20 protein-coding genes are annotated in these 25214 nt (G+C 74.1%); 10 read left to right on the top strand and 10 right to left on the bottom strand.

Going from position 1 to position 25214, the window contains the following annotated elements:
* Positions 1 to 99: 99 nt before the first annotated feature.
* The 4 genes from ACFVUH_RS04060 to ACFVUH_RS04075 form a co-directional block, all read right to left on the bottom strand.
* Positions 100 to 828: a ricin-type beta-trefoil lectin domain protein gene (locus tag ACFVUH_RS04060; RefSeq protein ID WP_387911047.1), complete on the bottom strand. Its 729-nt coding sequence runs from the start codon at positions 826 to 828 to the stop codon at positions 100 to 102.
* A gap of 344 nt (positions 829 to 1172) precedes the next feature.
* Positions 1173 to 2873 (bottom strand): DEAD/DEAH box helicase, encoded by a 1701-nt coding sequence (locus tag ACFVUH_RS04065; protein WP_387911049.1) that lies wholly within the window; start codon positions 2871 to 2873, stop codon positions 1173 to 1175.
* Between the two features lie 160 nt (positions 2874 to 3033).
* Complete coding sequence (locus tag ACFVUH_RS04070; RefSeq protein WP_327676217.1) at positions 3034 to 3237, bottom strand: cold-shock protein; 204 nt, start codon at positions 3235 to 3237, stop codon at positions 3034 to 3036.
* 323 nt (positions 3238 to 3560) lie between these two features.
* Entirely contained in the window at positions 3561 to 5759 is a 2199-nt protein-coding gene (locus ACFVUH_RS04075; RefSeq protein ID WP_387911050.1) for an MMPL family transporter, read from the bottom strand.
* Positions 5760 to 6324: 565 nt separating this feature from the next.
* Here ACFVUH_RS04075 and ACFVUH_RS04080 point away from each other — a divergent pair.
* The 4 genes from ACFVUH_RS04080 (at position 6325) to ACFVUH_RS04095 (ending at position 11622) form a co-directional block, all read left to right on the top strand.
* Positions 6325 to 8589, top strand: coding sequence for an MMPL family transporter (locus ACFVUH_RS04080; protein ID WP_355364847.1), 2265 nt, complete (start codon positions 6325 to 6327; stop codon positions 8587 to 8589).
* A 132-nt stretch (positions 8590 to 8721) separates the two neighbouring features.
* A complete protein-coding gene (locus tag ACFVUH_RS04085) occupies positions 8722 to 9615 on the top strand; it encodes a phosphotransferase enzyme family protein (RefSeq protein ID WP_387911051.1) in 894 nt (297 codons plus the stop codon).
* 154 nt (positions 9616 to 9769) lie between these two features.
* Positions 9770 to 10675, top strand: a complete 906-nt coding sequence (locus ACFVUH_RS04090) for a polysaccharide deacetylase family protein (protein WP_387911053.1) — start codon at positions 9770 to 9772, stop codon at positions 10673 to 10675.
* 32 nt (positions 10676 to 10707) lie between these two features.
* A complete protein-coding gene (locus tag ACFVUH_RS04095; RefSeq protein WP_387911055.1) occupies positions 10708 to 11622 on the top strand; it encodes a DUF3592 domain-containing protein in 915 nt (304 codons plus the stop codon).
* Here ACFVUH_RS04095 and ACFVUH_RS04100 read toward each other — a convergent pair.
* A complete protein-coding gene (locus ACFVUH_RS04100; RefSeq protein WP_387911057.1) occupies positions 11594 to 12295 on the bottom strand; it encodes an exonuclease domain-containing protein in 702 nt (233 codons plus the stop codon). The genes ACFVUH_RS04095 and ACFVUH_RS04100 overlap by 29 nt on opposite strands.
* Before the next feature lie 134 nt (positions 12296 to 12429).
* Between ACFVUH_RS04100 and ACFVUH_RS04105 the strand changes: the two genes are divergently transcribed.
* The gene (locus ACFVUH_RS04105) at positions 12430 to 12939 is read left to right on the top strand and encodes a GNAT family N-acetyltransferase (protein ID WP_387911059.1); all 510 of its coding nucleotides are present in this window, start codon (positions 12430 to 12432) and stop codon (positions 12937 to 12939) included.
* A gap of 2 nt (positions 12940 to 12941) precedes the next feature.
* On the opposite strand, the gene ACFVUH_RS04110 is transcribed toward ACFVUH_RS04105, so the two are convergent.
* The gene (locus tag ACFVUH_RS04110) at positions 12942 to 14222 is read right to left on the bottom strand and encodes an SAV2148 family HEPN domain-containing protein (protein WP_355364698.1); all 1281 of its coding nucleotides are present in this window, start codon (positions 14220 to 14222) and stop codon (positions 12942 to 12944) included.
* A 531-nt stretch (positions 14223 to 14753) separates the two neighbouring features.
* Between ACFVUH_RS04110 and glgX the strand changes: the two genes are divergently transcribed.
* The 4 genes from glgX to treZ all read left to right on the top strand — a co-directional run bounded on the left by glgX (position 14754) and on the right by treZ (position 22053).
* Positions 14754 to 16901: a glycogen debranching protein GlgX gene (gene glgX, locus ACFVUH_RS04115; RefSeq protein ID WP_355364701.1), complete on the top strand. Its 2148-nt coding sequence runs from the start codon at positions 14754 to 14756 to the stop codon at positions 16899 to 16901.
* Positions 16902 to 17002: 101 nt separating this feature from the next.
* Positions 17003 to 17749 (top strand): hypothetical protein, encoded by a 747-nt coding sequence (locus ACFVUH_RS04120; protein WP_387911061.1) that lies wholly within the window; start codon positions 17003 to 17005, stop codon positions 17747 to 17749.
* An 84-nt stretch (positions 17750 to 17833) separates the two neighbouring features.
* On the top strand, positions 17834 to 20338 hold the full coding sequence (gene treY / locus ACFVUH_RS04125) for a malto-oligosyltrehalose synthase (protein WP_387911063.1): 2505 nt from the start codon (positions 17834 to 17836) through the stop codon (positions 20336 to 20338).
* Positions 20335 to 22053 carry a malto-oligosyltrehalose trehalohydrolase gene (gene treZ / locus ACFVUH_RS04130; RefSeq protein ID WP_387911064.1) on the top strand — a complete coding sequence of 573 codons (1719 nt, stop codon included), beginning with the start codon at positions 20335 to 20337 and terminating at the stop codon, positions 22051 to 22053. Before treY ends, treZ begins: the two co-directional genes overlap by 4 nt.
* Positions 22054 to 22060: 7 nt before the next feature.
* Here treZ and ACFVUH_RS04135 read toward each other — a convergent pair whose 3' ends face one another.
* Together ACFVUH_RS04135 and ACFVUH_RS04140 are read right to left on the bottom strand one after the other, a co-directional pair.
* Positions 22061 to 23014, bottom strand: coding sequence for a transketolase family protein (locus ACFVUH_RS04135; protein ID WP_387911066.1), 954 nt, complete (start codon positions 23012 to 23014; stop codon positions 22061 to 22063).
* A gap of 21 nt (positions 23015 to 23035) precedes the next feature.
* Complete coding sequence (locus ACFVUH_RS04140; RefSeq protein WP_387911068.1) at positions 23036 to 23737, bottom strand: transketolase; 702 nt, start codon at positions 23735 to 23737, stop codon at positions 23036 to 23038.
* A gap of 55 nt (positions 23738 to 23792) precedes the next feature.
* On the opposite strand from ACFVUH_RS04140, the gene soxR reads away from it, so the two are divergent.
* The gene (gene soxR / locus ACFVUH_RS04145) at positions 23793 to 24296 is read left to right on the top strand and encodes a redox-sensitive transcriptional activator SoxR (protein WP_355364719.1); all 504 of its coding nucleotides are present in this window, start codon (positions 23793 to 23795) and stop codon (positions 24294 to 24296) included.
* Here soxR and ACFVUH_RS04150 read toward each other — a convergent pair.
* Both ACFVUH_RS04150 and ACFVUH_RS04155 read right to left on the bottom strand, forming a co-directional pair.
* Complete coding sequence (locus ACFVUH_RS04150; RefSeq protein WP_387911070.1) at positions 24286 to 24552, bottom strand: hypothetical protein; 267 nt, start codon at positions 24550 to 24552, stop codon at positions 24286 to 24288. The two genes, soxR and ACFVUH_RS04150, sit on opposite strands and share 11 nt — an antisense overlap.
* Complete coding sequence (locus ACFVUH_RS04155; RefSeq protein WP_387911072.1) at positions 24549 to 25052, bottom strand: ATP-binding protein; 504 nt, start codon at positions 25050 to 25052, stop codon at positions 24549 to 24551. Before ACFVUH_RS04155 ends, ACFVUH_RS04150 begins: the two co-directional genes overlap by 4 nt.
* Positions 25053 to 25214 lie beyond the last annotated feature (162 nt).

The raw sequence follows: 25214 nt of genomic DNA on the forward strand, positions 1-25214 counted from the left end.
ACGCTCGGCCGACCCGACTCACTCACCGTCCGGCGCCGGCGGAGGGGGCCACGACCGGGGGGGGGGGGGGGGCGCCCCCGGCCGCCGCCACCGACCCGGTCACGCGGGGACGTGCCAGACCTGGTTCTCGGCCCCGTTGCAGTCCCAGATGCCCAGCTGGTTGCCGTTGGCGGTGGAGAAGCCGAGGTCGTCCAGGCAGCGGCCGGACTGCGGGTTGTAGATCGAGCCGTCGGCCCGGACCTGCCACTGCTGCGCCCCGCTGCCGTTGCAGGTGTAGAGCTGCACCTTGGTGCCGTTGGCGGTCCCGCCGCCGGAGACGTCCATGCACTTGAGGAAGTCGCGGATGGTGCCGTCCGCCCCGATCTTCCACTGCTGGGCGTTGGTGCCGTTGCAGTCGTAGATCTGGACGGGGGTGCCGTCGTTGCTGCTGGCACCCTTCACGTCGACGCACTTGCCGGCGTAGCCGGTGATCTGGCCGACCGGGCCCGCGGGCTGCGGGGGGAGCTTGGCGCCGAAGACGATGTACGGGAAGGACACCGTCTCGTTGACGCCGCAGGGCGCGACCGCGCTGCCGTCGCCGACCACCACGCCGCTGAAGGTGCCGCGGCTGAACTGCACGGTGTGCTGGGCGTTCCACCACTGACAGGTGGCGGAGACGTACCAGGTCTGGAGCGGGTCGATGCCGGAACAGGTGCCGTAGGCGCTCCAGCCGGCGACGGAGGCGCCACAGCCCCCGGCGAGGGCCTGGGCGCCGGTGGCCGGCGCGGCGAGCGAGGCGGCCGCGCCGAGCAGCGCGGCGGAGGAGAGGAGGGCGGCGGTACGACGCATCGGGAAGGTCCTTCCGTGGACGGTGAACCGGACGGCCCGCCCGGGAACCGTGATGACGGTGCGACAGTTGTGCGGGCCGCGTGAAAGCGTCGGGGCATGTCTGGCCACGGTCAACAGCGCGGGGGGACGATCACGCCAGTCATCCGTCCACGGACGGGGTTTGGCCCGAACGGACGGTCGGACGCGACGGCAGGCCGGGGCCGCGGCGGATCCGGCCGGAAAGCACCCGGCCCGGTTCACCCCGTACGGGGTGAACCGGGCCGTCGGACGCCGGGTGGCGCCGTGGTCGTGCCGGTCGCTCGGCAGGCCGGGCGCCCGGTCGCCCGAGCGCTCAGGCCGGTCGCTCAGTCGCCCTGGCGGCGCTGGCGGCCGGTGCCGTAGTTGGAGCCGGACTTGGAGCCGCTACCGGGCTTCGCACGGCCCGAGGCGCGGCCGATGAAGCCGGCCGCCTGGCGCGGCGCGCCGCCGCCCTGGCCGCCGGCCGCACCGCCCACGCGCTGCTTGGGCCGGGGGCGGCGCGGGTTGCCGTTCATGTCGACGTCGGTCGGCAGCCCCGAGCGCTTGCCGGAGCGCCGGCGCGGGCCGGAGGAGGACTTCGGCGCGGCCTTCCCGGCCTCCGTGTCGGCGGGCACCGCCGGGGCGGGCACGGCCAGGGCGACCGGCACGCCGCTGGGGGTGCGGGCGCCGGTGATCCGGGTGAGTTCGGCGTCGCCGGGGCGGATCTTGGTGGTGGTCGGGCGGATCCCGGCCACGGTCATCAGCCGGCCGACCTCGCGGCGCTGGTCGGGCAGCACCAGGGTGACGACGGTGCCGGACTCGCCGGCCCGGGCGGTGCGGCCACCGCGGTGCAGGTAGTCCTTGTGGTCGATCGGCGGGTCGACGTTGACGACCAGGTCGAGGCCGTCGATGTGGATGCCGCGGGCGGCGACGTTGGTGGCGATCAGCGCGGTGACGTGGCCGTCCCGGAACTGGTCGAGCACCCGGTTGCGCTGCGGCTGGGACTTGCCGCCGTGCAGGGCGGCGGCCTTCACGCCGTTGGCGAGCAGCTGCTTGGCCAGCCGGTCGGCGCCGTGCTTGGTGTGCACGAACATGATCACGCGCCCGTCGCGGGAGGCGATGTGGGCGGTGGTGGACGCCTTGTCGGCCGGGTCCAGCTGGAGCACGTGGTGGTCCATGGTGGTGACCGCGCCGGCCGAGGGGTCGACCGAGTGGGTCACCGGGTCGGCCAGGAAGCGCTTGACCAGCCGGTCGACGTTGCGGTCCAGGGTGGCGGAGAACAGCATCCGCTGCCCGCCCTCGGCGACCTGCTCCAGCAGCTTGGTGACCTGCGGCAGGAAGCCCATGTCGGCCATCTGGTCGGCCTCGTCGAGCACGGTGATCGCGACGTCGGAGAGCCGGATGTCACCGCGGCCGATCAGGTCGTCCAGCCGGCCGGGGGTGGCGACCAGGACCTCGGCGCCACGCCGCACCGCGTTGGCCTGCCGGGTGATCGACATGCCGCCGACGACGGTGGCGATCCGCAGGTTGACGGCGGTGGCGTACGGGGTGAGCGCCTCGGTGACCTGCTGGGCCAGCTCGCGGGTGGGCGTCAGCACCAGCGCCAGCGGGTGGCGGGCGTCGGCGCGCTTGCCGGCGGTGCGGGCGAGCAGCGGCAGGCCGAAGGCGAGGGTCTTGCCGGAGCCGGTGCGGCCGCGGCCGAGCACGTCGCGGCCGGCGATCGAGTCGGGCAGCGTGGCGGCCTGGATCGGGAACGGCTCGGTGACGCCCTCGCGGGTCAGCGCGGACAGGATCCCCTTGGGCAGCTCCAGCTCGGCGAAGCTCGCCGCCGGCGGGCGGGCCGGGGTGCCCTCGACGACGGCGAAGTCGGCGGGCTCGGCGACGCGCGGCGCGTTGCGACGCGGCGGGCGGGAGGACGCGCCGGAGCGCGGAGCGCCACCGGAGCGCGCGGCGGAGCCGGAGCGCTGGCCTGCGCCGGTGCGCGGGGCGCCGGAGCGGCTGCGGGGCTTGCGGGCGCCGTCACGGGGCGGCTGGGCAGGGGTGGTCACGGGGTTTCTCCATCCGTAGCACGGCAGCCCCCGGTCAGGGGCTGGTCGGCCGTCGGAAAGGAGTTCGCCGCCCCGGCCGTTCGGCGGCATGGGCGAGGGCCCGCACCGTGCGGTACGGGCCCTCGCTACGCGAGATCGCGAGTCAGCTCGGAAGCCGGACTCAGATGACGCGGATGTTCTCGGCCTGCGGGCCCTTCTGGCCCTGGGTGACGTCGAACTCGACCTTCTGGCCCTCGACGAGCTCGCGGAAGCCCTGCGCGACGATGTTCGAGTAGTGCGCGAACACGTCCGGGCCGCCGGTCTCCTGCTCGATGAAGCCGAAGCCCTTCTCGCTGTTGAACCACTTCACGGTGCCGGTAGCCATAACCGTCTCCTCTAACTGGGGCATCGGAGCCCACACCTCGTGGACCCCAAGTAGCCGCGATCCCCATCCGGAGACTGAAACACCGGACAAAACAAATGCGCCTGTTGGTTGGGACCAGCAGGCGCACACAAGCGTTCATGGGAACCAAAACTGCAACTGAGTCGACTGTAGCACGGTCGCACCCCGATTGACCGGGGATTTTCTGCCCGACAGATCACGTTTGCAGGCCCCGTGGAACGGGCAAACGGCGCCCGCCGAAGCGGGCGCCGTTCCCCGGCGGCACCGTACTGCCGCCCTGCTGTCACCGGGACGGTCGAGCGGCCTCAGTGCCGTCCGGCCGACTCCGGGAGGCCGTGCGCGCCGTACGGGCTCGCCGGCGCGGCGGTCGGGCCGCCGTGACCGCCCTGGCCGCCGACGGCGTCGCCGCCGTGGCCCGGCCACCACGCGGCCTTGCCGACCAGCGCGGTGAGCGCCGGGGTGAAGAACATCGCCATCACGAAGGCCGCCAGGAAGATGCCGAAGGCCATGCCGAAGCCGAACTCCAGCATGAAGATGTTGCCCGCGAGCATGAAGGTCGCGAACGACACCGCCAGGATGAAGCCGGCCGCCGCGACGGTCGGACCGCCGTGCCGCACCGCCTCGCGAGCCGCCTCGCGCGGGTTGCGGCCCTCGCGGGCCTCCTCGCGCAGACGGGCGATGATCAGGATGTTGTAGTCGGTGCCGATCGCCACCACGAAGAGGTAGATGAGGATCGGCAGCATGAACATCATGCCGTGCTCGCCCTTGATGTTCTGGAACAGCAGGGTCGAGGAGCCCAGCGTGGCGGTGAAGCCGAGGCCCACCGAGGCCATCAGGTACCAGGGGGCGACCACGCTGCGCAGCTGGAGGGCCAGGATCAGCAGGATCAGCAGACCCGCGATCGGGAACACCAGCTTGTAGTCGTGGCTCATCGCCAGGTTGATGTCCTTGTAGATCGCGGTGATGCCGCCGACCTTGGCCTCGGTGCCGGACGGCGCCTGGGCGTGGGCGACCTCGCGCAGCTTGGTGACGGTGTCGATCGCCTCGTTGCCGGACGGCTCGTTCTTGAGCAGGACGGTGAAGTCGGCGGTCGCGCCGTCCTTGCTGACCTCCGGCTTCGCCTGGGCCTCGGCGACGCCGGGAACGGCGCCGAGCTTGGCGGCGTACCCGTCGAAGGCGGCCTGGTCGAGCTTGCCGCCGCCGGTGTTGGTCAGGTAGACGTGCGTCGGGTCGGCGGCACCGGCCGAGAAGGCCGTGACCAGCTTGTCCTGGACGACCATCGACTCCTTGGTCTTGGGCATGGAGCTGCCCGCGAGGTCGAAGGTGCCATTGTAGTTGAGGGCGCCGGCGGTCAGGGCCAGCAGCACGCCGCCGGAGGCGAGGGCCACGACGGCCGGACGCTTCTGGACGACGCGGCCGAGCGCGGCGAACCGGGCGTCGCTCGGCTCCCGCATCCACTTCTTGCCGGGCCAGAACACCCCGCGGGCCGGGATGACCGTGAGCACGGCCGGGGCCAGGGTGAGCGAGGCGAAGGCGGTGACGACGACCGCGATGGCCAGCGCCGGGCCGAGCGCCTTGAACATGCCGAGGCTGGAGAGGATCAGCACCGCGAAGGCGACGGTGACCGCGCCGGCCGCGGAGGCGATGGCCTCGCCGACCCGGGCGACGGCGTTGACCACGGCCTCCTGCCGGGTGTCGCCCGCCCGCAGCCGCTCCCGGTAGCGGAAGGCGAGGAACAGGAAGTAGTCGGTTCCGACGCCGAGCACCACCACGATCAGGATCGCCGAGAGCACCGGGGTGGACTTCAGGTCGAAGGCCTTGGTGGCGTAGGCGATCAGGCCGTTCGCGGTCGGCATGGCGATCATCAGCGAGAGCAGGACCGGCAGGAGGCCGGCCAGCACGCTGCGGAAGATGAGGCCGACGATGATCGCGACCAGGACGACACTGCTGATGCCGATGACGGCGTCGGCCGCGCCGGAGGACTCCTGCTGGTCCAGCTGCTGGGCGGCCTGGCCACCGAGCTGGAACTTCAGGCTGGTGCCCTGGGCGAGCGCCTTGCCCTCGTCACGGACCTTCTTGGCGACCTCGCCGAACTTGTCCGAGTTCTGGGTGGCCTTGTCGATCGCGACCGGCGCCAGGGCGTACTTGCCGTCCTTGGACGTCGTCTGCTCGCTGACCGCGATGATCTGCTCGACGTGCTCGATCTTCTTGTCGGTGAGGCCCTGGACGATCTTCGCCGCGGCGGCCTTGTCCTCGGCCGTCAGCTGGGCTCCGTCGTTGCGCTCGAACAGGGCGAGCGCGGAGGGCGTGAAGCTCGAGGGGAAGGCCTGTTCCTGCAGCTGCGCGGCCTGGATGGACTCGTAGTGCTTCGGGAGGAACGCCGCCTCGTCGGTCTGGGCGGTGATCTTCGGCGCGGTGAACGCGATGGCGATCATCGCGACGATCCACCCGGCGATCACCCACCAGGCGCGGCGGACGACGAATTGTCCTAGTCGGTGGAACATGCTCGTAATGCCTCCTGGGCATGGTTCACCGCAGCCCTGGGGGACGGGACACCGGGCGACGGATCAGGATCGGCCCGGCCGGTGCGGGGGGCAACGGCCTAGCCGGTCGGCAGGTAAGTACTCAGAGGAGGCCATCCTACGGTTACTTACTTGCCGACCGGCAAGCAGTTTTTCCCCCGACCCCGTTGCCGCAGGCCGACCCCCTCGGGGACGCGAAAAGCGGCCCTGACCCATCTTCACCCCCGTATGACGCCCCGGACCTCGTGCTCCGGGTGGATTTGACTCCCCCTCAGGGTGGAGTCGGTGCCCCTATCCCTGGGAGGAGATATCAGGGTTGCCGGGTAGGGAAAACCCCACCCCGCCCCCGAGGAGAACCACAGGGCGGACTCCCCCGCCAGCCGGATACCCCCTCACCTGCGGCTTCCCTACTGTCGGTTGGGACGCCGGGCCGCACCCCGGCGGAGACAGCCCGGCGGTCGAACTCCGCCGCAGACCCGGCCGCGCCCGTCACCGATCCCGGCGCCGGCCGCACTCCCAGGGGGAACCCGTGAAGACCAAGCTCGGCATGGCCGCCGCCATGGGCGCGTGGAGCGCCCGGCACCGAAAGACCGCCGTCTTCGGCTGGTTGCTGTTCGTCGTCCTCGCCGCCTTCCTCGGCGGCATGCACGGCAGCACCAAGGTCACCGACGCCGAATCCATGCCCGGCCAGGTCTCCCGGGCCGCCGAGATCCTCGACCAGGCCGGCCTCAAGCCGCCGTCCACCGAGACCGTGCTGGTCCAGAGCACCGGCCTGACCACCGACGCCCCCGCCTTCCGGACCGCCGTCGAGCAGGTCGTCGCCGCGGTCAACGGCACCGGCAAGGCCGGTGACGTCCGCTCCCCCTACGACACCAAGGCGGTCTCCGCCGACGGCCACTCGGCCCTCGTCCAGCTCACCGTGAACGGCGAGCGCGAGGAGGCGGTGAAGAACGTCACCGCCGTGGTCGACGCCGTCGCCGCCGTGCAGAAGCAGCACCCCGACCTCACCGTCGTCGAACTCGGCGACGCCAGCTCCGGCAAGTGGATGGAGGAGCAGTTCTCCGACGACTTCGCCCGCGCCGAGTGGACGGCGGTCCCGCTCGCCCTCGGCATCCTGCTGGTCGCCTTCGGCGCGCTGGTCGCCGCCGTGCTGCCGGTCGTGCTCGCGCTCACCGCCTTCGTCGCGGCCGGCGGACTCGTCGCGCTGAGCAGCGGGCTGCTGCACACCAGCAACAACGCCAGCTCGGTGATGCTGCTGGTCGGCCTCGCCGTCGGCGTCGACTACTGCCTCTTCTACCTGCGCCGCGAGCGCGAGGAGCGGGCCGCCGGGCGCGACCTGGAGACCTCCCTGCGGATCGCCGCCGCCACCAGCGGCCGGGCCGTGCTGGTCTCCGGCGTCACCGTGGTGATCGCGATGGCCGGCATGTTCCTCACCGGCATCGCCGAGTTCCAGGCCATGGCCTACGCCACCATCGTGGTCGTCGTCACCGCCGTGCTCGGCTCGCTCACCGTGCTGCCCGCCCTGCTGTCGATGCTCGGCGACCGGGTCGGCAAGGGCCGGGTGCCGTTCCTCGGCAGGCTCCGGCACCCGGACGCCGCGACCACCGGCGGCCGGTTCTGGAACGCCGTGCTCACCCCGGTGCTGCACCGCCCGCTGGCCGCCACCGTGCTCGCCGGGGCCGTGCTGATCGGACTGTCCGCCCCGCTGCTCACCATGCACACCGCCAACCTCACCTTCCAGCAGCAGCTGCCCAAGGGCAACGAGCTGGTCGCCGTCTCGCAGAAGATCGAGGCCGCCTTCCCCGGCAGCCCGGCGCCCGCCTCCGTGGTGATCAAGGCGACCGACATCGGCTCCCCCGCGATGACCGCCGCGATCGCCGACCTCGAGGCCCGCGCCCTGGCCAGCGGGCAGATGCACGGACCGGTCGACGTCACCGTCCACCGGCAGCAGAACGTCGCCACCGTCGACATCCCGCTCAACGGCACCGGCAACGACGAGGTCAGCAACGCCGCGCTGAAGACCCTGCGCGAGCAGCTCGTGCCCGCCACCGTGCTCAAGGTTCCCGGCACCGAGGCGCCGGTCACCGGCCGCACCGCCGGCTCGTACGACTTCAACGCCAAGATGACCGGCTCGATGCCGCTGGTCTTCGGCTTCGTGGTGGCCTTCGCCTTCCTGCTCATGCTCACCTCGTTCCGCTCGCTGGCCGTCGCCGGCACCGCCGTGGTGCTCAACCTGCTGTCGGTCGGCGCCGCGTACGGGGTGCTGACGCTGGTCTTCCAGCACGGCGTGGGGGCCTCGCTGCTCGGGACCGAGGGTGTCGGCGCGGTGGAGTCCTGGGTGCCGCTGTTCCTCTTCGTGATCCTCTTCGGCCTCTCGATGGACTACCACGTCTTCGTGGTCTCCCGGATCAAGGAGGGCCGGGACCGGGGCCTGCCGACCCGGGCCGCGATCGCCCACGGCATCCGCTCCACGGCCGGTGTGGTCACCAGCGCCGCGGTGATCATGGTGGCGGTGTTCGCGGTCTTCGGCACCCTGTCCATGCAGGCCATGAAGCAGATGGGCGTCGGCCTCGCGGTCGCGGTGCTGATCGACGCGACGATCATCCGCGCCGTGCTGCTGCCCTCGGTGATGACCCTGCTCGGCGAGCGCAACTGGTACCTGCCGCGCTGGCTCGGCTGGCTGCCCTCCCTCTCGCACGGCGAGAGCGTCCCGCCGGTCGGCACCGGCGCCGCCGCCCAGACCGCCCCGGTCCCGCAGGCCGCGACGGAGCCGCAGGCCCACCAGGCCCGGCACCGCCGGATCGAGGTCTGACCTTCCCCAGCGGTCCTCGGACCCTCGGACCTCGGACGATGCCGGGCCCCGTGCGACACGGGGCCCGGCAGCCGTTTGCCAGAATGATCGCCCACCCACACCCGGCTGTCATGCAAGGAAACGGACACCCTCATGCTCCCCTTCGACGAGGGGCGGGCCCGAATGCTGCTCGCCCACGCCTGCGAGTCGGCCGGCCTGCCCGGCCCCGCCGACGCCCGGCTGCTCGCCCTCGGCGAGAACGCCGTCTTCGACCTCGGCGACCCGGCCGTGGTCGCCAAGGTCGGCCGCGGCCCGGAACTGCACGAGCGCGCCCGCCGCGAGCTCGCCGTCGCCGACTGGCTGGCCGGCCACGACGTCCCGGTGGTCCGCCCGTACGACGCGGTCCCCGTCGAACCGCAGCTCGCCCACGGGCACCCCGTCACGTTCTGGCACCGGCTGGCCCCCGCCGAGCGGCCCGCCCGCCCGGTCGACCTCGCCCCGCTGCTGCACGCGCTGCACCGGCTGCCCGCCCCGCCGTTCATGCTCGGGCGGCGCGATCTGCTGGCACCCGTCGGGCGCTGGCTCGCCTCCGCCGAGGGCCATGTCGACCCGGCCGACGTCGACTTCCTGCGTCGGCGCCGGGACGCCTTCGAGGCCGAGGCGGCCGCGCTCGTCCCGCACCTGCCGACCGGTGTGATCCACGGCGACGCGCTGCCGCGCAACGTCCACATCGGCCCGGACGGGCCGGTCCTGCTCGACCTGGAGTTCGTCGCCGACGACCTGCGCGAGCACGACCTGGTGGTGCTGGCGCTCAGCCACGACCGGTACGGCGTGCCGGGCGAGGAGTACCGGGCGTTCACCGAGGCGTACGGCTGGGACGTGCGCGAGTGGCCCGGCTTCACGGTGCTGCGCGGGGCCCGGGAGACGGCGAGCGCCTCCTGGGTCGCGCAGCAGGCGCCGGGCAATCCGGCGGCGCTGGCCGAGTTCCGGCGGCGGGTGGACTCGCTGCGGACGGGGGCCTCGGAGGTGCGCTGGTACCCGTTCTGACCGGTTCCGGCCCGGGTCGCGGTGGCCGGAACGCGCCGGTCGGCCGGGGTGTCGGGCCGTGGAACGGGAACCGACCGCGGTATGAAAGACGTCTTGTCGGTCAGTCATCCTGACCGAGGATCGGCACCGCCTCTGCCCCTCAGGAGCCGCCGCCATGCCGGAGCCCGCCGCCCCGCGGTCCCTCTCCCCCGCCGTCCGGCGCGGCCTGCGCCGGACCGCGGGGGGCATCGCTGCGGCGCTCACCGCGCTGGCCCTGGCCGCCTGCGGCACGGCGAACGGCGCGCTCCGGCCGGAGCCGAGCACCACCGCCCCGGAATCCCCCGCGCCGGTCCCGTCCTCCCCGACGGCGACCCCGTCCTCCGCCGCGCCGGCCCCGGCCTCCCCGGAGCCCACCCCCACCCCGACGGCCGCCACCCCCACGCCCGCCCCGCCGCCCGCCGTCTCCCCCACCACCGGCGTCCCCACCGCGGTCGTCCACTCCACCGCCTCCGGCGGCCGGACGGTCGCGCTCACCTTCGACGACGGCCCCGGCCCCGCCACCGGCCAGGTCCTGGACCTGCTCGCCCGGTACGGGGCCAGGGCCACGTTCTGCGTGATCGGCCGGCAGGCCGCCGCCGACCCGGCCGCCGTGCAGCGGATCCTCGCCGCCGGCCACCGGCTCTGCGACCACACCGTGGACCACCCGCAGCCCTTCGCCGCGCTCCCCCACGACCGGGCCGAACACGAGATCGCCGACGCCCGGCAGATGATCGTCCAGGCCGGCGGGCCGGGCACCGAGGTGGGCTGGTTCCGTGCCCCGGGCGGCGCGTTCACCGCCGACAACCGGACGATCGCCGCCGACCACGGCCTGCGCCCGCTGGGCTGGTCGGTCGACCCGCGCGACTGGTCCCGCCCGGGCACGGCGGCCATCGTCGCCGCCGTCCAGGCACAGCTCAAGCCCGGCGGCGTCGTCCTGCTGCACGACGGCGGCGGGGACCGCACACAAACCGTCGCCGCGCTACGGCAGTTGCTGCCCTGGCTGACCGCCCAGGGCTACCGGTTCGACCTCCCCGCCGCGTGATCCGGCCGACCGGAGCCCCTACACTCCGCCCCATGGCCACTGATCAGCCCACCGTCCTCGGACCGCGCCTGAGCAGCGGTCGGATCGTCGGACTCGTCGTCGTCTCGGCGTTCACCGCGACGGCCGGATGGCTCACCGCCACCGGTTTCGTACGCGCGTTCGCGGCCCACGCCTGCGGTCCCGAGCAGGGGTGCGGAGCCCTCGGCACCACCCTGTACCTCGCGGGCGGCATCCTGCTCTGGCTGCTGTGCCTGGTGGCCACCGCCACCACCGCGCACGGCGACGCCCCCACCACCGAGCCCTCGGCCACCTCCGACCGGGGCGTCCTGCTGGCCTGCCTCGCCCTCGGCCTGCTCGGCGCGGCCCTCGCCAACGGCTCCCTCCACCCCTGGCTGCTCGTCCCCGTCCTCCCGCTCGCCCTGCTCACCGTGGTCCTCGACCGGTGGGGCGCCCGCCGCTGGCGCACGTTCCAGCGGGACAGCCGGATCCGGGCCGGGCGGGAGGACCGCCTGGAGCGTCACGGCATCACCGTTCCCGGGCGGATCACCGGCCTCGGCCACACCGGGAGCACCTACAACGACTGCCCGGAACTGCGGATCACCGTCGAGTTCACCACCGTCGACGGCGAGCAGCACGCGACCACCGTCATCGAGACCTTCCCCGCCTACGACGCACCGCGCCGGGGCGACGCCGCCGAGGTCCGCTACGACCCCGCCGACCCGGGCAACGCCCGCGCCTCGCTCGTCGCCGGCCCCGCCCCGGACGCCGTCCCGGTCGGGCCGGCCGCCCCGGACGCCCCGCCGGCCCCGGGCCTCGACCTGATCGCGGCCCTGGAACGCCTCGCCGCCCTGCACCGCGACGGCTCGCTCGACACCGCCGAGTTCACCGCCGCCAAGGCCCGGCTGCTGGGGACCGGGCTCAGCGCAGGGGCCAGCGGGGGTCGATGAGGGCCTCCGGGTCCTTGCCGCGCCGCAGCCAGGACTGGAGGTCCTCGGCCCAGGCGCGGAACCAGTCGATCTGGCGTGCGTGCAGCTCGGCCACCGGGACGTCGCCGACCCGGTCGGGGTAACGCTCGGCGAGGGCGACGGCGACCCGGACGGCGGCCAGCGCATCGCTTCCGGCCTCGTGGGCGTCGGTCAGCTCGACCCCGTACACCTCGCAGACCCGCTGGAGGGTGCGGGAGCCCTTGCGGTACTTGTCCACGGCGCGGTCGATGACCAGCGCGTCGAGGACCGGCGCGACCGGCCCGCCGAGGCGCTCGGCGAGCGACGGCAGGCCGTGCCGGCGCAGCTCGGCGTCGAGCAGCGACAGGTCGAAGGGCGCGTTGAAGGCGACCACCGGCCGCCCGGCGGCCAGCCGCTCGCACAGCGCCGCGGCTATCTCCTCCACCGCCTCCTTGGCCGGCCGCCCCTTGGCCCGGGCCAGGTCGTCGCCGATCCCGTGGATCGCCGCGGCCTCCACCGGAATCGGGACGCCCGGATCGATCAGCCACCCGGTGACACCCACCCGGCGGTCCCCGACGGTGTCCACGAGGGCGGCCGTGACGATGCGGTCCACGGCCGGGTCGGTGCCCGTGGTCTCCAGGTCGAAGCCGACCAGTGGCTGCTGCCACCAGCTCATAGGGGTGTGTCCTTCCGTCCTCCGGTGCGAAGCAGCCCCTATCATCACCCGCCCCTCCGACAATCCGGCCGGTGGGGGCTCGCCGCCCGTGCACCGGCGCCCGTTCTCGGCGGCACGGCTGGGACACTGTCCGGGTGGCCATCACGACGACCAGCACCCCCGACTGGAGCCTGCGCCCGGGCAGGTCCGCCGATGTCGAGCCGATCGCCGAGCTGCGGGCCGAGGTGATGCGGGCCGATCTGGTCCGGCTCGGCCGCTACGACGAGGACCGGGTCCGCCGGCGGCTGCGGGAGACGTTCTCCACCCGGTACACCCGGGTCGTCGAGGTCGACGGCGCCCTGGCGGGCTGCGTCACCGTCCGGCCGGACGGGCCGACGGACGGGCCGGACGGGCCGGGCGCGCGACTGCTGGAGCACTTCTACCTCGCTGCGGCGCACCAGGGCCGGGGGCTGGGGACCGCCGTGCTGCGGCACGTGCTCACGGAGGCCGATGCCGCGCGGGCCGCGGTCCGGCTGGTGGTCCTCCAGGGCAGCGCCGCCCGCCGGCTGTACGAGCGGCACGGCTTCACGGTGGAGGGGCAGGACCCGGTCGACGTCTTCATGGTCCGCCCGGCGGCGGACCGGCCGGGCGGCCCCGGACGCTGACGTCAGGACACCGGGCGGGAGTCGGCCCAGACGCCCTCGAACTCCTCGCGGTAGACCTCCAGCAGCCCGGCGTCCGTGCCGCCCGGCTGCTGTCCGGCGCCGCCGCGCAGCACGAGGGCGGGCGACTCCATGCCGCGGGCCCGGCGCAGATAGGGCTGGACGACGCCGAGGTCGCGGGTCTGGCGGCGGCCACCGGGGGCCGGGGCGGCGGACGGCACGCCCTCGACCAGGTAGGCGGTGAAGCGCGGGGTCTCGTCGAACACCCGGATCTCGAAGCCGCCCTGGTCGCGCAGCGCGGCCCGGACCCGGCGCACGTGCAGGATGTTCATCTGGATCGAGCGGCCCAGTTCGCCGCGCCCGAGGCCCAGCTCGCGCTCACGGCGGCGGACGGCGCTGCTGGCCGGGTTGAGGAAGAGCAGCCGGACCCGGCAGCCGTCGGTGGCGAGCCGCACGAGCCGCTTGCCGGTGTAGTTCTGGCAGAGCATGCCGAGGCCGATGCCCAGCGCGTCCAGCCGCCGGGCGCCGTCGAGCAGGTCCTCGACCGGCAGGTCGCGCTGGAGCCGGACCCGGTCGGGGTGGACGGCGACGACGTCCGCGTACCGGCCGGCGACCAGCGACTCGACGACGTCCGCGGGGACGGCGCCGGCGCCGCCGTCGAACAGGGCGAGCAGCCGGGCGGCGGCCCGTTCGGTCTGGGCGAGGACGGTCGCGGTGAGCACGCGGTTGCGGGAGACGACGTGCCGGGCGACCTCCAGCTCGTCGAGGGCCAGCTCGATCTCCCGGCGGTCGGCCAGGTAGGGCTCGAAGCACGGCCAGTGCTGGACCATCAGCTCGCGCAGCTGTGGCAGGGTGAGGAAGACCAGCGGATCGTCGTCGGCCGGGTCGAGCAGGTAGCCCTTGCGCCGGCTGACCTCGCGCACGGCGCCGGCCCGGTGCGCCCACTCCTCACCGGCCGGTCCGGCCGCGGCGGTGACCCAGTCCTCGCCGTGGGCGGGCGCGTAGATCGGGTGCAGCACCTCGTCGACGAGCGAGCGCAGCCGCTGCTCGACCAGGTTGAGCCAGACGTAGGCGCGGCCGGAGAGGCGCACCCGCTGGTAGGCGTCCTCCCATTCGGCGCCGGACCAGGCGAGCGCGGGGACCTCGACCGGTCCGCCCTGGGCCGGGACGAGCGAGCGTCCGCCGGTCAGGGCGGGCCGCATGACCACCGTCGGCGCCTCACTGCGGGCGCTGCCCCGGTCGGGGCCGCCGGGCCCACCGCCACGGCCGCCGGCGGGGAACACCATGCGCCACCTCACCTGGTTCCTGCTGGGAGCCGCCGGGGCCGCTCGGAGCTGTCTGCCTGCCGTCCGGCCGGTCGGCCGCACGGCGCGCCATCGGCGCCCGCACCGGCGGTTCGCCGGCGGTTCGCCTGATGGACCGCCACGAGCCCCGGACGGCCGGACGATCAAGGGTACTGCCCGCCGCGAACCGCCCGCAGCCGGTTGGGCCACGGCGCTCCCCGGACCGGGCCGCCCGCCCCGGCCGTCCCACCCGCCCCGTGCGGCACACAAGCCCCACGGCGGGGCCGCGACGCCGGAGCAGCGCCACCGGGGCCCGTGGGGACACCCGTTCGGGCGAACACGGCGCGAATGGCCCCGCCGTCGGGGAGGGCGTCGGGGAGTATGGCGGACTGTGTCGCCTGTGTGCCGTACGTCACGGGGCCCGGCCGGCACGCGCGCCCGGTTCCGCCCGGGCGGAAGTGTGCCCCGCGGTCCGCCGCCCCGACCACCCAAATGCCCGTCAGTTCTCCTTCTGGACCAGGAAGTCGAGGAAGCATGCAGGTCTGGCCAGGGACCCCCTACCCCCTCGGTGCCACCTACGACGGGGCCGGCACCAACTTCGCGGTGTTCTCGGAGAGCGCCGACCGGATCGAGCTCTGTCTGCTCGGCGAGGACGGTTCGGAGACGGCCGTCGAACTGCGCGAGACCGACGCCTTCGTCCGCCACGCCTACCTCCCCGGCGTCCAGCCCGGCCAGCGCTACGGCTTCCGCGTCCACGGACCGTACAACCCGGGCCTCGGCCAGCGGCACAACAGCGCCAAACTGCTGCTGGACCCGTACGCCAAGGCGATGAGCGGTCACATCGACTGGGACGAGTCCGTCTACGGCTACCACTTCGGCGCCCCCGAGCGGCGCAACGACCTCGACTCCGCCCCGCACACCATGCACTCGGTGGTGATCAACCCGTACTTCGACTGGGGCACCGACCGCCCGCCGCGCACCGACTACCACCGCACCGTGCTCTACGAGGCCCATGTGAAGGGCCTGACCAAGCTGCATCCGGGGATCCCCGAGGAGATCCGCGGCACCTACGCGGGCGTCGCCCACCCCGCCGTCATCGAGCACCTCGCCAAGCTCGGGGTCACCGCGATCGAGCTGATGCCGGTGCACCAGTTCGTCCGCGACCACCGGCTGCGTGACCTCGGGCTGGCCAACTACTGGGGCTACAACACCGTCGGCTTCTTCGCCCCGCACTCCTCCTACTCCTCCACCGGCGACCGCGGCCAGCAGGTGCAGGAGTTCAAGTCGATGGTGAAGGCGCTGCACGCGGCCGGCATCGAGGTCATCCTCGACGTCGTCTACAACCACACCGCCGAGGGCAACCACCTCGGGCCCACGCTCTCGCTGCGCGGCCTGGACAACGTCTCCTACTACCGCCTCGCCCAGGACCAGCGGTTCTACGAGGACACCACCGGCACCGGCAACAGCCTGCTGATGCGCAGCCCGCACGTGCTCCAGCTGATCATGGACTCACTGCGCTACTGGGTCACCGAGATGCACGTGGACGGCTTCCGCTTCGACCTCGCCGCCACCCTCGCCCGGCAGTTCCACGAGGTGGACCGGCTCTCCTCGTTCTTCGACCTCGTCCAGCAGGACCCGGTGGTCTCCCAGGCCAAGCTGATCGCCGAGCCCTGGGACCTCGGCGAGGGCGGCTACCAGGTCGGCAACTTCCCGCCGCTGTGGACGGAGTGGAACGGCATGTACCGGGACACCGTGCGCGACCTGTGGCGCGGCGAGAACGCCACCCTCGCCGAGTTCGGCTCCCGGCTCACCGGCTCCTCCGACCTCTACCAGGACGACGGCCGCCGCCCGATCGCCTCGATCAACTTCGTCACCTGCCACGACGGCTTCACCCTGCGCGACCTGGTCTCCTACAACGAGAAGCACAACGAGGCCAACGGCGAGGGCAACCGGGACGGCGAGTCCTTCAACCGCTCCTGGAACTGCGGCGCCGAGGGCCCCACCGACGACCCGGCCGTCGAGGAGCTGCGGGCGCGCCAGCAGCGCAACTTCCTCGCCACCCTGATGCTCTCCCAGGGCGTGCCGATGGTGTCCCACGGCGACGAGTTCGGCCGCAGCCAGCAGGGCAACAACAACACCTACTGCCAGGACAACGAGCTCACCTGGGTGCACTGGCCGGAGGGGGACGGACCGCGGACCAGGCTACTGGAGTTCACCCAGCGGATGGTCTGGCTGCGCCGCGACCACCCGGTGTTCCGGCGGCGGCGCTTCTTCCACGGCCGTCCGGTCCCGGGGCGGCCCGCCGGGGAGGGCGGGGGCGGGGGCGAGTACGAGGACCTCACCGACATCGCCTGGTTCACCCCGGCCGGGGAGGAGATGACCAAGCGCAACTGGGGCGCCAGCCACGCCAAGTCGCTCACCGTGTTCCTGAACGGCTACGCCATCTCGGAGCCGGACCGGCGCGGCGGGCGGATCGTCGACGACTCCTTCCTGCTGATGTTCAACGCGCACTTCGAGCCGCTGGAGTTCACCGTGCCGGCCGGGCACGGCCAGGAGTGGCAGGTGGTGGTGGACACCGCCCTGGCCCGGCTGCCCGCCCCCGGCGCCGGGGCCCGGGTCAAGGCCGGCGACACCCTCTGGCTCACCGACCGCGCGCTGATGGTGCTGCAGCGTCCCGCCTGAGCCCCCTCCTTGCGGCCACGTCGGCCACCGCGCTTGCGCACCGGCCGTCGCACGGGCCACGGTGGTCCCCGGGAGTACCGGGGACCGAGGGGGCGGCCGAGATGGCGGGCGATCGACCGAGCGCGACGGAGTTCATCCTGGGGACGCTGCTCTCCGTCCCCGGCCGGATCGCGGACGCGACGATCCGGCGCCCGCCCCCGTACCGGCGGGTGCTGGCGCGCACCCGCACCCCCGAGGCGGAGGCCGCCCGGGCCGCCGAGCGCGCCGTGGTCGACGGCCTGGCCGCGCGGCTCGGCGCGGTCGACGGGCTGATCCACGTGGTGACCCAGGTGGACGACCGCCGGATCACTCCCGGCCCCGGGCTCGACCCCGGCCGCCGCCTGGAGCTGGTCTGCCAACTCGCCGCGACCGCCTACTTCGCCACCGCCCTGGACGTCCCGGAGCTGCTGCGCCGGATCGGGGCGGCCGAGGTCGCCGACTGGGGCGGCGGCCTGTACCAGGACCCCCGGCTGCCGCACCCGCGCGGCTCGGTCGCCGAGGCGCTGGCGTACTACCGGAGCAACGGCCGCCACCCGGACGGATCGCCGCGCGACAGCCCCCGGCTGTACGCGCTGGGAACCACCCTGATCTGGGACGACCCCGCCGGCCTGCCGATCCCCGAGCCGACCCCGACCATGTTCAACAGCGCGATCACCCAGTACGCGGACGACCCGGACGCCGCCGCCCGGGTCGCGGACGCCCGGGCCGAGCACGGTCTGATCCTCAGGCTGGAGCACTCCGGGGCCGGCGGACCGCAGCGTCCGGGCTACTTCACGGTGCCCCGGAGCCGGCGGCGCCGGGGCCACTGAGCGCCGCACCCCCGGCACCCCCGCTCACCTGTTCGGATCAGCAACGGGTCTTGCCCCCGCCCCCCGCCGGGTAGGCATGGAGGCATGACCCACGCCGCCGAGCCCGCGCAGCCACGCCCGGCCGCCTCCGTCCCCACCTCCGCCCCTCCCCCCGCCACCGCCACCGCCGTCCCGACCGCCACGTACCGGCTCCAGCTCCAGCCCGGCTTCACCCTGCACGACGCCACCGCCGCCGTCCCCTACCTGGCCGCCCTCGGCGTCTCCCACCTGCACCTCTCCCCGCTGCTGGAGCCCGTGCCCGGCTCCGCCCACGGCTACGACACCGTCGACCACGGCCGGATCGCCGAGCAGCTCGGCGGCGAGCCGGCCCTGCGCGCCCTGGCCGCCGAGGCGCACCGGCACGGCCTGCGGCTGCTCGCCGACGTGGTGCCCAACCACATGGCCGTGCCCGCCCCCGAGCGCCTCAACCGCCCGCTCTGGCAGGTCCTGCGGGACGGCCCCGACTCGCCGTACGCCCGCTGGTTCGACATCGACTGGACCGCCCAGCCCGGCCCGCCCGACGCCCCCGGGCACGGCCGGGTGCTGCTGCCGCTGCTCGGCGACCGGCTCGGCGCCGTCCTCGACCAGCTCGCCGTCGACGGCGACACGCTGCGCTACCACGACCACGTCCTGCCGCTGCGCCCCGGCACCGAGCGCCTCGCGCTGCCCGAACTGCTCGCCCGGCAGTGGTACCGGCTGGCCTGGTGGCGGCTGGCCCGCACCGAGCTGAACTACCGGCGGTTCTTCACCGTCAACGAGCTGATCGCGGTCCGGGTCGAGGACCCGGAGGTCTTCGAGGCCACCCACGGCACGCTGCTGCGGCTGCACCGCGAGGGGGTGCTGGACGGCTTCCGGATCGACCACCCGGACGGGCTCGCCGACCCGCGCGGCTACCTGGAACGGCTCGCCGAGGCCACCGGCGGCGCCTACACGGTGGTCGAGAAGATCCTCACCGGCGAGGAGCGGCTGCCCGCCGACTGGCCGTGCGCCGGCACCACCGGGTACGACGCGCTGCGCCGGATCGACGGCGTGCTCACCCACCACGCGGGCGCCTGCCGACTGGCCGGGGCGTACGAGGCGTTCCTCACCGGCGCGCCGCCGGGCGGCGAACCCTGCGCCGACCCGCACCCGGCGCTGGCCGCCGCCCGGCAGGGGCGGGCCGACATGACCGGCCCCGAGGGCGAGCTCGCCGCCGAGGTGGAGCGGCTGGCCCGGCTGGCCGCCCGGCTCGGCGCCGCCGACCCCGCGCACGCCGACCACCCGCCGGAGCGGCTGCGCGCCGCACTGCGCCGGCTGCTCACCGGCTACCCCGCGTACCGGCCGTACGTGCGCCCCGGGGAGCCGCTGCCGGAGGCCTCCGCCCGGCAGCTGCACGAGGCGCTCGCCTCCGACGGCGGGCCGACCGACGCCACCGACCGCTTCGTCGCCGCCCTCGCCGAGGGCACCCTCGGGCGCGGCCCCGAGCAGGACGAGTTCGCCGTCCGCTTCGCCCAGACCGCCGCCGCGGTCGCCGCCAAGGGCGTCGAGGACACCGCCTTCTACCGGTGGAACGCGCTGCTCAGCCTCAACGAGGTCGGCGGCGAACCCGCCCACCCCGGGCTGCGGCCCGAGGACTTCCACGCCTGGTGCCACTACGTCGAACGGCACTGGCCGCACACCATGACGGTGCTCTCCACCCACGACACCAAGCGCAGCGCCGACGCCCGCGCCCGGCTCGCGGTGCTGGCCGAGCAGCCCGAGGCCTGGGCCGCCGAGGCCGCCGCCTGGTCCACCGCGGCGGGGCACGGACCGGCCGCCCGCTTCGACCCCGACAGCGACTGGCTGCTCTGGCAGACCCTGGTCGCCGCCTGGCCGACCACCCCCGAACGGCTGGTCGCCGCCGTGCTCAAGGCCGCCCGGGAGGCCAAGGTCCACACCTCCTGGACCACCCAGAACGTCCGCTTCGAACGCGCCCTCGCCGACCGCGTGCACGCCGTCTTCGGCAACCCCGGGCTGCTCCCCCGGATCGAGGGGTACGTGGCCGCGCTCGCCCCGTACGCGCGCTGCAACACGCTGGCCGCCGCGCTGCTGCACCTCACCGTGCCCGGCGTGCCCGACCTCTACCAGGGCAGCGAGGAGCCGCTGTACACCCTGGTCGACCCGGACAACCGGCGTGCCGTCGACCTCGGGGCACTGGCCGTGCGGCTCACCGACTCCGCGACCGCCCGCGCGGGCGACCTCGCGCGCGAGAAGCTGCACCTCACCACCACCGCCCTGCACCTTCGCCGCACCCGGCCGCTGGGCGCCCACCGGCCGCAGACCGCCGTCGGCCCGGCCGCCGCGCACCTGCTCGCCTTCGGCCGCGGACCGGACGTCCTGACCGCCGTCACCCGGCTGCCGTACGGGCTCGCCCGGGACGGCGGCTGGCGCGGCACCGAACTGCACCTGCCCACCGGGGGCGAGTGGACCGACGCGCTGACCGGCCGCCCCGTCCCGTCCGGCCCGGTGCTGGTGAAGGACCTGCTGGCCGACCTCCCGGTGGCCCTGCTGACCAGGAGGGGCGCGGCATGAGGTACGAGGTCTGGGCGCCGTACGCCGCCGAGCGGGTCGAGGTGGCCGTCGACGGCGGATCCCACCCACTGGCCCGGGACGGCGCCCGCTCCGGGTGGTGGCACGGCGAGGCGCCCGCCGGGGACTACGCGTTCGTCCTGGACGGCGGCCGGCCGCTGCCCGACCCGCGCTCGCCCCGGCAGCCGCACGGCCCCGACGGCCCCAGCCGCGCGGTCGACCACGCCGCGTTCACCTGGTCGCACACCGGATGGCGCGGCCGACCGCTCGCCGGCTCCGTGCTGTACGAGCTGCACATCGGCACCTTCACCGCCGCCGGCACCTTCGAAGCGGCGGCCGAGCGACTGGACCATCTGGTCGAACTGGGCGTGGACTTCGTCGAGTTGATGCCGGTCTGCCCGTTCCCCGGCAAGCACGGCTGGGGCTACGACGGCGTCTCGCTGTGGGCCGTGCACGAGCCCTACGGCGGGCCCGAGGGACTGAAGCGCTTCGTCGACACCGCGCACCGCAAGGGCCTCGGCGTCGTCCTCGACGTGGTCCACAACCACCTCGGCCCGGCCGGCAACCACCTGCCGATGTTCGGCCCGTACTTCACCGATCGGCACCACACCCCGTGGGGCTCGGCCGTCAACCTGGACGCGCCCGGCTCCGACGAGGTACGCGCCTATCTGATCGGCAGCGCCCTCGCCTGGCTGCGCGACTACCGGATCGACGGCCTGCGGCTGGACGCCGTGCACGCCCTCGCCGACGACCGGGCCGTCCACTTCCTGGAGGAACTCGCCCGCGCGGTGGACCGGTTGGCGGTGACCACCAACCGGCCGCTGTTCCTGATCGCCGAATCCGACCGCAACGACCCGCGCACCACCGCCCCGCGCGAGGCCGGCGGGCAGGGGCTCGCCGCCCAGTGGAGCGACGACTTCCACCACGCCCTGCACTGCGCCCTCACCGGCGAGTCCCAGGGCTACTACGGGGACTTCGCCGCCGCCCCGCTCGCGGCGGTGGCCAAGGCCCTCACCCGGGGCTGGTTCCACGACGGCAGCTGGTCCTCCTTCCGTGGCCGCCACCACGGCCGGCCGTTCCCGTCCGCGCACGGGGACCGCCTGCTCGGCTACCTGCAGACCCACGACCAGATCGGCAACCGGGCCCTGGGCGACCGGATCTCCACCGGCCTCTCCCCCGGCCGGATCGCCTGCGGCGCCGCACTGGTGCTGACCTCACCGTTCACGCCGATGCTGTTCATGGGCGAGGAGTGGGGCGCGGCCACCCCCTGGCAGTACTTCACCGACCACACCGACCCCAACCTCGCCGAGGCCGTCCGCCGGGGCCGGCGGCGGGAGTTCGCCGAGCACGGCTGGGCGGCGGACGCGGTACCCGACCCGCAGGAGCCGGCCACCGTGCTGCGCTCCGTCCTGGACTGGACCGAGCCCCGGCGCGCACCGCACTCCGAACTGCTGGGCTGGTACCGGCTGTTGATCCGGCTACGGCGGGAGTGCCCGGAGCTGTCCGACCCCGACCTGGCGGCGGTGCGGGTGGAGGCCGACGAGGCCGCCGGGTGGCTGGTGGTGCACCGGGGGCCCTACCGGGTGGCGGTCAACCTCGGGGTGTCGGCGGTGGCCCTGCCGCTGGGCGGGGAGGTGGTGGCGGCGTTCGGCGGGCACTCCGGTTCCGAAGGCCGGATCACCCTGGGACCGGACTCCGTTGTGATTGTGCGTCCTTGACGGCTCGCTACCCGAGGAAGGCGCCGATCCGGTCGCGCAGCCCGTGCGCGTCCAGGCCGTAGGCGGCCAGGTGCTCCGGGATCGATCCGTACTGCCGGTGCTCGGCGCGCGGCACGCCGAGGGCGAGCAGCCGGTGCGGGCGGTCGGCGAGCGCCTCGTGGGCCTCGTTGGCGGAGGTGCCGGCCAGGTAGGGCTCGACCAGCACCACGTCCGCGCTCCGCCCGGCGGCGGCGCTCTCGGTGGCGGCGCTCTCGGTGGCGGCGCTCTCGGTGGCGGCGCTTTCGGTGGCGGCACGCAGCGCGGCGGCGTCGAACGGACGGACGGTGGCCGCGTAGAGCACGGTGACGTCCAGGTTCTCGGTGGCGGCGAGCACGGCGTCCAGCATCGGGCCCACCGCGACCACCGTGCCGCGGGTGCCGCTGCGCACGACGGTGAAGCGGCCCGGCTCGATCGCGGTGGCGCGCTCGTTGCTGTGGTCGGACAGGCGGACGTACACCTTGCGGTCACCGTCCGCCACCGCGTGCCGCAGCACCTGCTCGGCCTCGTCCGGGTGGCCGGGCACGTGCACCGTCCAGTCGGGCAGGGTGGCCAGCAGCGCGACGTCGCCCGGCGCCATGTGGGTCCGGCCGCCGGCCGGCCAGTCGTACGAGCCGGCCGCGCTCACCAGCACGGCGCCGACGCCCTGGTGGCCGAGGTCGAGCTTCACCTGCTCGAAGGGGCGCTCGACGAGGAAGCTGGCGAAGGTGTGGGCGATCGGGCGCAGCCCGGTGAACGCCAGACCGGCGGTGGCGCCGATCAGCAGCTGCTCGCGGATGCCGACGTTGATCAGCCGGTCGGGGTGCCGCTCGGCGGCCGGGGCGAAGCCGGCGGCGCTGATGTCGGCCAGGACGAGCGCGAGGCGCGGGTCCTCGTCCAGCAGGCGGGAGGTGGTCGCGATGAAGCGGTCGCGCATGGTGTCCACGGTTCTGGTGTCCCTCTCGGCTCAGGAGTTCTTCGGCTCGACGCGGGCCACCACGACCCGCGGCCGGCCCGGGTGCGCGGCGGTGTACGCGGCGAACAGCGCGTCGTGGTCGCGGCCGTCCACCGTCTCGGCCGACCAGCCCTCGGCGGCGAAGCGCGCGGCGATGCCGCCCCGCCAGCCGTGGGTGGCGGAGGAGTTGTCGATCACCAGGGCGTGCAGCCGGTCCAGCCCGTGGGCGCCGGCGAAGGCCACCGCCTCGTGGTTGGAGCCCTCGTCGAACTCGGCGTCCCCGATCAGCACCCAGACCACCGGGTCGGTGAGCCCCTGGGCGCGCAGGCCGAGGGCGGTTCCGACCGCGATCGGCAGGCCGTGGCCGAGCGAGCCGGAGCTGATCTCCACCCCGGGGATCAGCAGGCGGTCCGGGTGGTGGCCGAGCGGCGAGTCGTAGGCGCCGAAGCTGGGGAGCACCGCCGGGTCGAGGAAGCCCTTGGCGGCGAGGACGGCGTAGTACGCCATCGGGCCGTGGCCCTTGGAGAGCAGGAAGCGGTCCCGGTCCTGGTCGTCGGCGGTGGTGGGGGTCACCCGCAGGACCCGGTCGTAGAGCACCCACAGCGCGTCCAGGGTGGAGGTGGCGGCCGGACCGTGCTTCTCGTCGCCGGTCATCAGGGCCATCAGACCCGGCAGCTCGGCGTAACCGAGGGAAGTGGGGGGCGTCGTGTTCATGCCCTCGATGCTGCTACTTGAAGTCGACTTCAAGTCAAGCGCTAGAGTGGCGCGCATGAGCGCCCACACCCCCAGCCGGCACGACCTCCTCACCATCGGCCAGCTCGCCGACCGCAGCGGCCTCGCCGCCTCCGCCCTGCGGTACTACGAGAAGCTGGGGCTGATCCACGCCACCCGCACCACCGGCAACCAGCGCCGCTACACCCGTGGCACGCTGCGCCGGATCGCCTTCGTCCGGGCGGCCCAACGGGTCGGCCTGTCCCTGGACGAGGCCAAGGTCGCCCTGGACCGCCTCCCCGAGCATCGCGCGCCGAGCGGGGCGGAGTGGGACGGCGTCGCGCAGTCCTGGCAGAGCCGGATCGACGAGCAGATCGCGGAGTTGGAGCGACTGAAGGCCAAGCTCACCGGCTGCATCGGCTGCGGCTGCCTGTCGCTGACCCGCTGCGGCCTCTACAACGCCGCCGACCGCGCCGCCGCCGCCGGCCCGGGCGCCCGCTACCTGCTGACCCGCGACCCCACCACCGGCCCGGAGCCGGCGGGGGGCGACTTCACGGAGTGACCCATCGCAGCCGGATCCGGATCTCTCCGGCCGGGAGCTCCAACACGCCGTCGCTGTCGAGGCGCTCGGCGACGAAGCGCTCGGCGCCGGGGCCGGGGCCGGCGAGGCAGCATTCCAGCTGCTGCCACTGCGGCCTGCTCATGGGCTGGAAGCGGACGGCCGCCCAGAGGTCGGACAGGGCCTTGGAGAGGAGGGCGTAGGTCGTGGGCGGGACCAGGCCGACGACCTCGACGGTGACGAGCCGCGCCGGCGTCACCGGGCACGTCCGACGGGCGACTCGACCTCGACCTCGACCCACACGATCTTGCCCACGCCACCCTCGCGCGGGCAGCAACCCCAGCGGTGGGCCAGCAACTTGACGATCGCGAGCCCGCGCCCGGACTCGTCCTCCCCACCGGCCGCCCGCAGCACGGGGCCGCGCTCGCCCCGGGCGTCGTGCACCTCGATGCGGAGGCGTTGACGGTCGACGTTGAGGACGATCTGCACCCGCCGCCCCATCGGCGTGCCGTGCAGAACGGCGTTGGTCACGAGTTCACTGACGAGCAACTTCCCGGATTCGAGGAAGCGTTCACCCCCGGGAGCACTGTCGAGCAGCTTTTCGAGCAACCGGCGCGCTTCGCCCGGCGAGCGCCTGCTGCGCGGAAGCCAGCAGGAGAGGGAGGGGGAGGAGGGGAGGCAGGAGGACATGGCGGATTCACCTTCCTGGTGCAGAGGGTTGAAGGCGTGGTGCTGCCACGGAGACGGCCGGGTGGGCATGGAAATGCCCGGTAGTCACTCAGAAGAGCCGTCGAGTTACTGGATGTAGCATGCACCTCGCAGCAGATTGCGCGCAAGCGCATCCGATCTGCAATTGCATCCTCTGCCAGCATGGTTGAGGCTTCAGGAGGGGTGGCAAACTATGCAAGTAACCGAACAGCC

It is taken from the genome of Kitasatospora sp. NPDC058032 (genome assembly GCF_042885845.1).
GTDB lineage: Bacteria > Actinomycetota > Actinomycetes > Streptomycetales > Streptomycetaceae > Kitasatospora.

Coding starts and splice junctions, on each gene's coding strand:
- ACFVUH_RS04060 (WP_387911047.1), bottom strand. CDS start 828: ATGCGTCGTACCGCCGCCCTCCTCTCCTCCGCCGCGCTGCTCGGCGCG.
- ACFVUH_RS04070 (WP_327676217.1), bottom strand. CDS start 3,237: ATGGCTACCGGCACCGTGAAGTGGTTCAACAGCGAGAAGGGCTTCGGC.
- ACFVUH_RS04075 (WP_387911050.1), bottom strand. CDS start 5,759: ATGTTCCACCGACTAGGACAATTCGTCGTCCGCCGCGCCTGGTGGGTG.
- ACFVUH_RS04080 (WP_355364847.1), top strand. CDS start 6,325: ATGGCCGCCGCCATGGGCGCGTGGAGCGCCCGGCACCGAAAGACCGCC.
- ACFVUH_RS04085 (WP_387911051.1), top strand. CDS start 8,722: ATGCTCCCCTTCGACGAGGGGCGGGCCCGAATGCTGCTCGCCCACGCC.
- ACFVUH_RS04090 (WP_387911053.1), top strand. CDS start 9,770: ATGCCGGAGCCCGCCGCCCCGCGGTCCCTCTCCCCCGCCGTCCGGCGC.
- ACFVUH_RS04095 (WP_387911055.1), top strand. CDS start 10,708: ATGGCCACTGATCAGCCCACCGTCCTCGGACCGCGCCTGAGCAGCGGT.
- ACFVUH_RS04100 (WP_387911057.1), bottom strand. CDS start 12,295: ATGAGCTGGTGGCAGCAGCCACTGGTCGGCTTCGACCTGGAGACCACG.
- ACFVUH_RS04110 (WP_355364698.1), bottom strand. CDS start 14,222: ATGGTGTTCCCCGCCGGCGGCCGTGGCGGTGGGCCCGGCGGCCCCGAC.
- glgX (WP_355364701.1), top strand. CDS start 14,754: ATGCAGGTCTGGCCAGGGACCCCCTACCCCCTCGGTGCCACCTACGAC.
- ACFVUH_RS04120 (WP_387911061.1), top strand. CDS start 17,003: ATGGCGGGCGATCGACCGAGCGCGACGGAGTTCATCCTGGGGACGCTG.
- treY (WP_387911063.1), top strand. CDS start 17,834: ATGACCCACGCCGCCGAGCCCGCGCAGCCACGCCCGGCCGCCTCCGTC.
- treZ (WP_387911064.1), top strand. CDS start 20,335: ATGAGGTACGAGGTCTGGGCGCCGTACGCCGCCGAGCGGGTCGAGGTG.
- ACFVUH_RS04140 (WP_387911068.1), bottom strand. CDS start 23,737: ATGAACACGACGCCCCCCACTTCCCTCGGTTACGCCGAGCTGCCGGGT.
- soxR (WP_355364719.1), top strand. CDS start 23,793: ATGAGCGCCCACACCCCCAGCCGGCACGACCTCCTCACCATCGGCCAG.
- ACFVUH_RS04155 (WP_387911072.1), bottom strand. CDS start 25,052: ATGCCCACCCGGCCGTCTCCGTGGCAGCACCACGCCTTCAACCCTCTG.